Genomic DNA, 11,545 nt, shown 5'->3' with positions numbered 1-11,545 from the left:
TGCTGGAACCCTGGGATAAGGATAACACCCATGCTACGAAATATATTAAACGGGTTACAGATAAGAAGAATCTGGAGGCGAGCAATGCATTTTTTGCAAAGCTTGTTGAGGAAGTGCACAGCCGGGGAATGAAGATTATTCTGGATGGTGTGTTCAACCACTGCGGTTCCTTTAATAAATGGCTGGATCGGGAACGGATCTATGAAAAACAGCCGGGGTATGAAAAAGGAGCTTATATTGACAAAGACAGTCCCTACCGGAGCTTTTTTAAGTTTAACAACGAACATGAGTGGCCTTATAACGCATATTATGACGGCTGGTGGGGACACGATACCCTGCCTAAGCTGGCTTATGAAGAGTCTGAGAAATTATATGAATATATAATGCGGATTGCGGGAAAATGGGTTTCTCCTCCTTATAATGTGGATGGATGGCGCCTGGATGTAGCTGCAGATCTGGGATTCAGTAATGAATACAACCACAAATTCTGGAAGGAGTTCCGAAAGGTTGTGAAGAAAGCCAATCCTAATGCGCTGATCCTGGCGGAACACTATGGAGATGCAGGAATGTGGCTCAAAGGGGATGAATGGGATACGGTTATGAATTATGATGCTTTTATGGAACCGATGACCTGGTTTTTTACCGGAATGGAAAAGCACAGCGATGAATACCGTGAAGATATGCTGGGAAACCATGAAAACTTTGTTGGAGCCATGACCCACCATATGTCTAATTTCCTGGCGCCGTCCCTGCAGGTAGCCATGAATGAGCTGTCCAATCATGACCATTCCCGGTTCCTGACTCGTACCAACCACTGTGTAGGCCGTGTGGCGAATCTGGGATATGAGGCTGCTGAGAACTTTATTAACAAGGCAGTGCTGCGTGAGGCCGTAATCATGCAGATGACCTGGCCGGGAGCGCCTACCATCTATTATGGAGATGAAGCGGGTGTCTGCGGATTCACGGACCCGGATAACAGAAGAACTTATCCCTGGGGCCAGGAAGATCTGGAATTGATCCGTTACCATAAGGAAATGATTCAGATCCATAAAGAGAACAAGGTACTTACCCATGGTTCTTTGAAGTTTTTAAACAGCAGACGCCATTGCCTGAGCTATGGCAGGTTTTCGGCAGATGAACAGATTATCGTAGTATTTAACAACAGCGATGGTCAGCAGGAATTTTCCATTCCGGTGTGGCAGGCAGATATTGCTAATTCAGACCGTCTGATTCGCCTGATTATGACAGATGAGCATGGGTATACGAAGGAGCCGCTTGTATATGACATCTGCAGAGGCAGCGTAACTGTCAGCATGTCCAGGACATCTGCAATGATCTTGAAATGTGTGAAAACAGAATGGCCTGATCAGGAGCCGAAAGAGCGGTTTTAGCTTGCTGGCTGGAGTACAGTTAAAAGAATATAAAATAGGAAGAGAAAAGACAGAAAATCTGTTTTTTCTCTTTTTTGATTTTTAAAAGAATAGTGTACAAAGCATGTCTTGCGGGTTACATAGTACGCTTGTCGTCCTTTATCCGGGACATCTCCCACAATCGTAACGTATAGATACCAGAATGCAATTTTAAAATACGCTCTAAGATTTTCCAACAAGTAAGAAAATTATATATTTCAGACATTTTATTAAATTTCGCTTATTCGTATCATGTGATAATATGTATTTACCGTAAAACAAACCTGGTAGATCAAAAGGCTTAACTTTAGGAACAGCCGGGGATTTGTAAAGAAAAAGGAGGATACACAATGAAAAAGAGATGGAGAGCATTTGTATCATTGTCAATGGCAGCAGTTATGACGGCAGGCTTATGTGCCGGATGCGGCGGTTCCAATTCAGGAGCAGGAACGGCAGACGGAGGAACACAGGCAGCAGCGGATACTGCAGGAACAGACGCGGCTACCGGCAGCGAAACCGGAGATTCAGGTGAAAGCAAAGCAGCCGCGGGCTCGGATAACGGCAGCAAAGAGATTATTTTCTGGAATATCGGTACGGAAGACCCGGATAAATCAATTATGCAGTATGCGGTGGATAAATTTAATTCTGAGACACAGTCCGGTTATACGGTTACATCTGTTCCAACCCAGAATGATACTTACAAAGAAAAACTGGTTATCGCCATGAGTTCCGGCGAATGTCCGGATATGTATACCAGCTGGTCAGGCGGTCCAATGTATGAATACATTGACTCCGGATACGGCCAGCCTATTGATGATTTGTTTAAAGGCAGTAAGGTAGAAGAAAAGGCAATGGATGCAGCAGTCGCTCAATCTACCTACAAAGATCATATTTATGCTGTCCCTGTTTTGAATGTATCTATTTCCGGTATTTTCTATAATAAGGAAATGTTTGAGAAATATAACCTGGAAGTACCGAAGACGGTTTCGGAGCTGGAAAAAGTCTGTGATACTTTTGTGGAAAACGGAATTACACCATTTGCCCTTGCAAATGCTTCCAAATGGACCGGGTCCATGTATTTCATGAGTCTGGCAACCCGTTACGGCGGACTGGAGCCATTCAGCAAAGCTGCGGACGGTACAGGATCTTTTGAAGATGAATGCTTTAAATATGCAGGTGACAAGATCCAGGACTGGGTAAAGAAAGGCTACTTCCCGGAAGGGGTTAACAGTTTAAGCGAAGATGACGGACAGGCAAGACAGCTCATGTATCAGGAGTCGGCAGCAATGTTATTATGCGGTTCCTGGTATACCGGCAACTTCCAGAATGACAGCAAGGAATTCTATGAAAAGATTGGCTGGTTCTCATTCCCGGCAGTAGACGGTTCTGAGGCGGATGCATCAATTCAGATCGGAACAATCGGTGATCAGTTTATTTCCTTTAACTGTACCGATGACAAGTTAAAAGCAGCTTTTGAATGTGCGGAACATTATTACGATGATGAAGCAACGAAGCTAATGGTTGACAAGGGCAAGATCCCACCGGTAAAAGGTGTGGAATCCCTGATCACAGACCCGGTTGCAAAAGATATTCTGACAGCAGCAAATGACGCATCTTCTACACAGCTGTGGTATGACCAGTACCTCCCGCCTGCAGTAGCAGAAGTGCATAAAGATACCTGCCAGGAGATCTTTGGACTTACCATGACTCCGGATGAAGCAAATAAGAAGCTTCAGGAATCAATGCAGAGTTATCTGGCTGACAAATAGAAGCAGATAACAGCAGAGAAGCAACAACAGAAGCAACAACAGAAGCAACAACAGAAGCAACAACAGAACTAACAGCAGAACTAACAGCAGAAATCAGGGGGACTCAAAAACGCGATAGAGTCCTCCTTTCAAAAAAGGAGGTTATTCGATGGATGTTAAAGAGGTTTCCCTGCTGAAACAAAGACAAAGAGCTACCAGAAAGGCAGCAGCCATATTTTTGGCACCGGTACTAATTTTACTGATCATATTTATTTTTTATCCCATTTTGGATACGTTTAACACCAGTCTTTATAAATGGAATGGCATCTCTTCCGGCAAAACATTTATTGGGATGGGAAACTGGTCAACTTTGATCAAAGACAGCAGTTTTTGGATTGCCTTTCGAAATAATATTGAGATTATGATACTTTCTATTGTGATTCAGATTCCAATCGGCCTGGCATTGGCAACATTTCTGGATTTTGGCGGAAAGAAAATGAATTTATTTAAAGTGCTCTGGTTCATTCCTCTGTTAATGTCATCGGTAGCGATTGGTTTCCTTTTTTCTTATGCCCTGGCGACAAACGGCGGGATCATCAGTACAATCTCCAAGGTCTTCGGAGGCGGCAACATTGACCTTCTGGGCAATCCCCAGACTGCATTATTGACGGTTATCGGCGTAATCTGCTGGCAGTTTACACCATTCTATATGGTTTATTTCATGGCTGCATTTACCAATGTACCCTATGATGTATTTGAAGCTGCCCGCATTGACGGGGCAACAAGAGGACAGTATTTTTGGAAAATAGCACTTCCTTTATTAGTGCCATCCATGAAAAGCGCGGCAATTCTGTCTATGGTAGGTTCCCTGAAATATTTTGATTTGATTTACGTAATGACCGGCGGAGGTCCCGGTACTTCTACGGAGTTAATGGCTACCTATATGTATAAACAATCATTCAAGACGTTCAATATGGGATATGGCTCAGCAGTGGCAGGGGGAATGTTTATCCTGATTACCCTGGTATCGCTTATTACAATGAAAATACTAAATGGAAAAAAGGAGGCGTAATTCATGGATCAATATAAAAAATCTAAATTGAAAAGTGTGGTTTGCTGGGTTATTGCCTTAATCTTTGCATTATTTTATCTGATTATTTCATTCATGCCATTTGTGTTTATGGTTTTGAATTCCTTCAAAGAAAAATTTGAAATGCTGGTAAAAGGTATTTTCAGCCTGCCGGATTCGTTTAATACGGCAAATTACCAGGCAGTATTTGCGGGTAATTTCTGGAAGTTTTTTGGAAACAGTGTGATTGTACTGGCGGTTTCCCTGACGACGTTGTTGTTTATCTCTGCCTGTGCCTCGTATCCACTTGCGAGATTTAAATTTAAGCTTGCCAATCCCCTTTATGCATTGATTGTGGCATGTATGTCCATACCCATACATATTACTTTGATTCCGGTATTTAAGATGTCCCAGAGCACCGGGCTGTATGACAGCATCTGGGCGCTGATCGGACCATATGTGGCATTTGCAGTTCCTATTTCGGTTTTTATTCTCACCAGTTTTATGCAGGGGATTCCAAGAGAGATTGAGGAATCAGCGGAAATTGACGGATGTAATAAATACAAAATGTTTTTTAAGATGATCCTGCCCCTGGCAAAACCCGGTCTGTCAACCCTGGCAATTTACAATGGTGTGAATATGTGGAATGAGTTCAGCTTTGCCTATACGCTGACCCAGTCTACACAGAACAGAACCCTGCCCCTGGCAGTCTGGGAATTCCAGGGACAGTATTCGATGAATACGCCGATGATTATGGCGGTTTTGACACTTACGGTACTGCCGATGATTATCATGTTTATTTTCTTCCAGGATAAGCTGGTAAAAGGAATGACAGCGGGAGCGGTAAAAGGCTGATAATTTCATAAAACTCATAAGACGATTTCACCTCTGGAGCGTGATGGAAAACAATTTTCAAACATGCCCTGGGTGGAATCGTTTGTGTACTTTAAAAGAATAAGCAGGTGGTGCGATGTTTAAAAATTTGAGAATATATTTTGAACGTATGAATTTTGACAAAAAGATGAAGTTTTTCCTGTCTATGGCGGTTGTCGTCAGTACGATGTGCATTTTGATCATTTCTACAATATCTTCTGTAAAATCCGTCCGTGAAAAGACGATGGCACTTGCTATGGAACAGATTAATACCCTGGCGGAGAATTATCAGAATGGCTTGAACAATTATAAGGCAATCGCCTGGTCAATTGTCATGGATAAAAATATTCAGGCATATTTAAAATCAAATAATGCCCCGGGAAGTAATAAAGATAAAAGCAGTGCAACAAGCGGCGAGGAAAAAGCCCAGGCTGCCCTGGCCCAGGTTGAAAATACGAACAAGGCTACTAATACACTGGCTAACGTGAAGAACCTGCAGTCGAATCTTAATTTTCTGGGGGTGGTATCGGGTAATGGCAGCTATCTGTATAAAGGGGACAATGGATTGGCCGTCACGGGTTTTTTGGAAACCTACCAGGAGGATTACGACAACAGCAGCTTTGCGGGTTATGGAGAAATGCAGTATACCTATAACAATGCTTACTTCAGGGGCAGCAAGTATACCCTCAATATCTATCAGCCCATCTATGATACCAGTTATGTAGGAAAAAAGCTGGGGCTTTTGTGCATGAATATTAATGAAACAACCCTGATTCAGATCGGCAGTAAAGCGAACCGGAAAATTGATTCTATCACCTGCCTGGTGGGGCTGGAAGGAAATGTTGTGACTTCATCCGAACCGAATTCCGTCATGGATGAGGTGGATTATAAGAATCTTCTTACAGGCACGGAGGGAAATTTTAAAGAGTCGGGGAAACTATACCTCTATAAGAGACTGGGTATTTGGGATTTTTATATGGTAATGGTGATTCCGGAATTTGAATTGTATAAGGACAGCATCATGACAATGGCGATGCTCTCCGTAGTGATACTGTTTTTAGTAGTAATCGTTTTGGTGCAGAGCAGCCGGATCGTCCACAAGGCATATCAGCCCCTGGATAAAGTGATCAGCAAGATGGACAGCGTATCGGAGGGGAAATTTGACACCCGCATTAAAGAAGAAAAAATGGGAGAGGATTTCCAGAAATTATCCCATGGATTTAATGAGATGATGGACCGCATTGTGGAGCTTATGGAGCAGGTAAAGGTAGAGCAGCATCAGATGGAACAGATTCGTTTTAATGCATTGCAATCCCAGATACAGCCGCATTTTCTGTATAATACGCTGGATTGTATCCACTGGCAGACCCTTGCCAATGGAGATCTGGAAAGTTCAACCATGGTAAAAGCCCTGGCAAGTTATTACAGGATCTGTCTGAGTAAAGGAAAGGACATTATCCAGCTTTCCCAGGAACTGGAACATATCAAAAGTTATCTGACCATCCAGAATATCCGCTATGACCATATCATCCAAAGTGATATTGCAGTAGAGGAATTGTATTTTAAGGTAAAGATCCCCAAAATGACCCTCCAGCCGTTAATTGAAAACTCTATATATCATGGACTGAAGATAAAGGAAGGTAAAAAAGGAAAGGTCACTATCCGGGCGCAGCAGGAAGGGGAGGATATCATAATTATTCTGGCTGACAGTGGAACCGGAATGACAGGGGAACAGATTGATGAAATGAATGCTTCTATCTCTCAGTATGATGAATCCTTTGGATATGGAGTGAGAAATGTGAATAAACGGATTGAGATTCTGTATGGGGAAGGATACGGGCTGCGCTACAGCTGTAATGAGCAGGGAGGCGTCACAGTGCGGATACGCCTGCCTCTGGAGCAGGAAATACAGTACAAGGGGGTACTTTGAATGTATAAAGTGTTGATTGTGGATGATGAAAAAATTATTCGGATGGGAATTAAAAATATAATTCCCTGGAATGCTATCGGGTTCCAGGAGGTATTCGCTGCCGCTTCGGGAAATGAGGCATTGAAGATGATAGAAGAACATATGCCAGATGTGATGATCACAGATATTCAGATGACGGAGATGACCGGTTTGCAGCTGATTGAACAGGTAAAAGCTATAAAGAACGATATGCGTATTGTGGTGCTCACCGGCTATGACAGCTTTGATTATGCCCGTGAATGCCTGAGGATGCAGGTCGTGGACTTTTTATTAAAGCCCATAGATGAGGATCTTCTGACTCAGCTGATGAAAGACCAGGTGGAATATCTGGATCAGAAGAATCAGGAGAAGAAGCTTGCCAGCCGTATGCAGCGTACCCAGGGGGCATCAGCCCAGATGCAGCTTGAGGAGTATATGCGGGATCTTGTACATAACTGTTTGACAGACTGGAACGGATTCCAGAATCTTCTGCTGGAGAACCGCTATGCAGAGAATCAGAAATTACAGGTTGTGATACTGGTGCCCACCCTGTACGCAGATAATCGGGATATATCAGAAAATTTCCGTGCCATGTCCATTAAAAATATCTGCATTGGCATGGTGGATGCAAGGGAAGAAGGAATTACCTTCATGGATGATGATGGGAAAATAATTCTGGCGTATTTTTCCGGGGAACAGGCAGATGAGACAGTGGAACGGGTAGAACAGCTGAATCATATTTTAAAAGATGAATTCAACAGTATGCCAAAGGCGGTGATTGGAAGCAGTGTGGAAGGATTTAAAAATCTCTATGTCTCCTATAACGATGCCAAATATCTGCTGGAGCATGAAAAAGAAAATATCCACGAGATTATCCAGTCCTATAATGCCCAGAGCAGAGTTTCCATGTTCCAGCAGATTTATATGGAGTTAAAAAATGTCATGACGGCTAATGTAGGAAACTCTGATTATGTTTTGAAAGCATTTCAGACCTTTTGTAAGGCGACAGAGTCATATAACTTATCCAGTGCCTATGTCCGCAGATGCTGCTTTGAAATAGCATCGGTACTGTATTTTTCCTATATCAGCGATTCGGGGGAAGCAACAGACAGTAAAATTAATGCGCTTCTTCAGTCCCTGCTCCATGCCCAGCGGGAGGAAGCCTGCGAGATTACCCGGAGTTATATCGTGCAGTTGTTCAGCAGGGAGGAGTTAAACATCCATGAGATTGTATCAAAGGCGAAGAAATATATAGATCAGTATCTGGGGGAAGAGCTGTCTGTGGCAAATATAGCAGCTGACCTCTATATTACGCCCAATTATTTTTCGCGGCTGTTTAAAAAGGTCTGCGGGGAGGGGTGCAACGAGTATATTGTGCGAAAAAGGATAGAAAAGGCAAAATTCTTACTGGAAACTTCAAATATGAAGACTGGAAAGATTGCCATGCTGGTAGGATACCGGGATACGAATTACTTTTCGCTGGCATTTAAAAAACATGCAGGGGTTTCGCCTACGAAGTATAGGGAGAATGTGCGGGTATAAGAACATAAAAAGAGAATGGAATGGGGGTTCCATTCTCTGAAGAAATTCCTGAAAAACTGCTTGCGTATAAACCATCCCTTTGCTATAATAAACTTACCAGCGGCAGAAAGCCGCACCATTTCTAAGATTCTGATATAAATTCCAGGGATTCTTAACAGTACGGTTCCGTACAATATTCCATTATCCTAATTAACACACTCCAGGTATTTGCATTAATATTTAAAAACAGCTATTTGTAAGCGGGGTGTTACATCATGATTGAAGTTAGAGTGCAGTGTTTTGAGGTGCCTGTTTTCTGCCGGAAAATATATAAAGATATGGAGGCAGTAGAATGAGGGACTTAAAAAATAAGGATAGGCCCCACAAAAAGCAGCATTTATGGGGGAAATACCGGATCAACAGAAAGTATAAGGATCGTCTGTTCCGGTTAGTATTTCAGGAAAAAAAGGATTTGCTGCAATTGTATAATGCAATTAATCACACCGATTATCAGGATGAAACGGGGCTTCAGATTAATACACTGGATGATGTGGTATATATGAGGATGAAAAATGATGTTTCTTTTTTGATTGGTAATATGCTGAATCTCTATGAACATCAGGCTACTTTTAATCCGAATATGCCACTGAGAGGACTGTTTTACTTTGCAGAACTGCTTCAGGGGTTTCTGGCGGAGAACGGGCAGGACATTTACAAAAGTACACTGGTTAAGATTCCGCTTCCACAATATATCGTATTTTATAATGGTATGCAGGAAGAACCTGACAGAAGGGAATTATATTTATCGGATGCCTTTTTCAACCATCAGAAAAAGGCACTGGCAAGTCTGGAATGTAAAGTAGTGATGCTGAACATTAATCTGGGCCACAACAGGGAGCTGATGGAAAAGTGCAGAAAATTAATGGAGTATGCCTGTTTTGTATCGAAAATGCGAGCATACCTGACGGAAATGTCATTGGAAGATGCAGCGGACAGAGCAGTTGCTGAGTGCATTGCAGAGGGAATTCTGGCGGACATACTGAGAAAGAATCAGGGAGAGGTGAAGCAAATGATTTTAACGGAATATGATGAAGACTGGCACATAGAGAATGAAAAAAGAGATAGTTTTGCTGAGGGAATGGAGCTTGGACAGCGTAAAGGCATGGAAATTGGACAGCGTAAAGGCATGGAAATTGGAGTTCAAAAAACGAAAGAGGAAGCCGTGAGGATTATGATTGCAATCTGTCAGGAATTTTATTTATCCCCGGGTGAGATAAAAGCAAAAATCAAAGACAAGTATCACATGACAGACAGTGAAGCGGCAGCAGCATTAGAAGCATATGAATCCCACGATAATTCTACTACATAGGAGGAGGAAATAATGAAACAGGATAATATTTTATAGATAATAGTCATTTTATTTAATGTTTTTCAATTTTCCCCTGTGTTATAGTGTTACTAACTTAAAATCTTATGAGCGTGAGGACGCAGAGGGAGAACTGTATGGGAGAATATATTCAAATTGATCGTATTGACCATCTGCTGACGCACCCCGGGAAACAAAACGAGTCTCTATTCTGATTGCAGCAAAAGAGCTGGCATATTATAATACAGAAGAAAGAACATGGATCGTGGAGGCTGCTGATTATGTCGCTTATATTGGGAAATCATCGGCGGCAGCGGATCTTCTATGCGTGGGAATTCAGATTGTTGAAGCAGAAAATATGTGATAATGTTGGAGGATATTTATGAGAAACAGAGAAGAAGCAAGAAAGAAAGCAAAAGAACTGGTAGCACAGATGACACTGGAAGAAAAAGCCTCACAGTTAAAATACGATGCGCCGCCAATTAACAGATTAGGCGTTCCGGCGTATAACTGGTGGAATGAAGCACTGCACGGTGTTGCCAGAGCAGGAACAGCAACCAGTTTTCCTCAGGCAATCGGCATGGCAGCCATGTTTGACGATGAGATGATGAAAAAAATTGCGGATACCATTGCCACAGAGGGACGTGCGAAATACAATGCATATTCCCGGAAAGGGGATCGGGATATATATAAAGGTCTTACTTTCTGGTCTCCCAATGTGAATATTTTTAGGGATCCCAGATGGGGAAGGGGACATGAAACCTATGGAGAAGATCCATACCTGACCAGCCGCCTGGGCGTTGCGTTTGTAGAAGGGCTGCAGGGTGACAAAGAGGTAATGAAAACAGCAGCCTGTGCAAAACACTATGCTGTACACAGCGGACCGGAAGCATTGCGCCATGAATTTAATGCAGTGGCGAGTAAAAAGGATATGGGAGAAACTTATCTTCCTGCATTTGAAGCACTTGTGAAAGAAGCAGAGGTAGAGTCTGTGATGGGAGCTTATAACCGGACAAATGGAGAACCCTGCTGCGGAAGCAACACTTTAATACGTGATATCTTAAGAGACCAGTGGGGATTCCAGGGACATTTCGTATCCGATTGCTGGGCAATAAAGGATTTTCATGAAAATCACAGAATTACTCAGGACGCAAAAGAATCAGCAGCAATGGCACTGAAAGCAGGATGCGATGTGAATTGCGGAAATACATACCTGCATATTTTAAAGGCTTATCAGGCAGGTCTGGTGACAGAAGAAGATATAACACAGGCTGCAGAGCGTTTGTTTACAACCAGATTTCTCCTGGGATTATTTGATGGAAGTGAATATGACGATATTCCATATGAAGTTGTGGAATGTAAAGAACATATACAGCTTGCCAGAGATGCAGCCAGAAAAAGCGCTGTTTTATTAAAGAATAACGGCGTGCTGCCCCTTAAGAAGAGCGAGATAAATACAATTGGCGTAATTGGACCAAATGCTGACAGCCGGGTGGCACTGATTGGAAATTATCATGGTACAGCGTCCAGATACATTACGGTATTAGAAGGCATTCAGGATGAAGCAGGTGATGATATCCGCGTTCTGTACTCCGAAGGCAGCGGCCTCTG

At 42.7% G+C, this 11,545-nt stretch carries 8 protein-coding genes and 1 pseudogene; all 9 read left to right on the top strand.

What is annotated here, in order from left to right:
- Window positions 1–1,391 (top strand): alpha-amylase family glycosyl hydrolase (locus ACH2DQ_RS27070; protein ID WP_395028686.1); only part of this gene is annotated, 1,391 nt, incomplete at its 5' end.
- A 368-nt stretch (window positions 1,392–1,759) separates the two neighbouring features.
- Window positions 1,760–3,178, top strand: a complete 1,419-nt coding sequence (locus tag ACH2DQ_RS27065; protein WP_394911103.1) for an extracellular solute-binding protein — start codon at window positions 1,760–1,762, stop codon at window positions 3,176–3,178.
- Between the two features lie 148 nt (window positions 3,179–3,326).
- Window positions 3,327–4,229 (top strand): carbohydrate ABC transporter permease, encoded by a 903-nt coding sequence (locus tag ACH2DQ_RS27060; protein ID WP_394911104.1) that lies wholly within the window; start codon window positions 3,327–3,329, stop codon window positions 4,227–4,229.
- Between the two features lie 3 nt (window positions 4,230–4,232).
- Complete coding sequence (locus ACH2DQ_RS27055) at window positions 4,233–5,081, top strand: carbohydrate ABC transporter permease (protein ID WP_394911105.1); 849 nt, start codon at window positions 4,233–4,235, stop codon at window positions 5,079–5,081.
- 115 nt (window positions 5,082–5,196) lie between these two features.
- Window positions 5,197–7,029: a sensor histidine kinase gene (locus ACH2DQ_RS27050; RefSeq protein ID WP_394911106.1), complete on the top strand. Its 1,833-nt coding sequence runs from the start codon at window positions 5,197–5,199 to the stop codon at window positions 7,027–7,029.
- On the top strand, window positions 7,030–8,589 hold the full coding sequence (locus ACH2DQ_RS27045) for a response regulator (protein WP_395028685.1): 1,560 nt from the start codon (window positions 7,030–7,032) through the stop codon (window positions 8,587–8,589).
- A 331-nt stretch (window positions 8,590–8,920) separates the two neighbouring features.
- The gene (locus tag ACH2DQ_RS27040) at window positions 8,921–9,937 is read left to right on the top strand and encodes a hypothetical protein (protein WP_394911109.1); all 1,017 of its coding nucleotides are present in this window, start codon (window positions 8,921–8,923) and stop codon (window positions 9,935–9,937) included.
- 190 nt (window positions 9,938–10,127) lie between these two features.
- A pseudogene (locus ACH2DQ_RS27035) lies at window positions 10,128–10,298 on the top strand (fibronectin type III-like domain-contianing protein); the annotation flags it as partial.
- Between the two features lie 18 nt (window positions 10,299–10,316).
- Window positions 10,317–11,545: glycoside hydrolase family 3 protein (locus ACH2DQ_RS27030; RefSeq protein WP_395028684.1), on the top strand; the 1,229-nt coding region annotated here is incomplete at its 3' end.

This window comes from Robinsoniella sp. (genome assembly GCF_034124845.1).
Note: the sequence above shows the minus strand (reverse complement) of the source record. Positions and strands in the feature narration are given on the sequence as shown.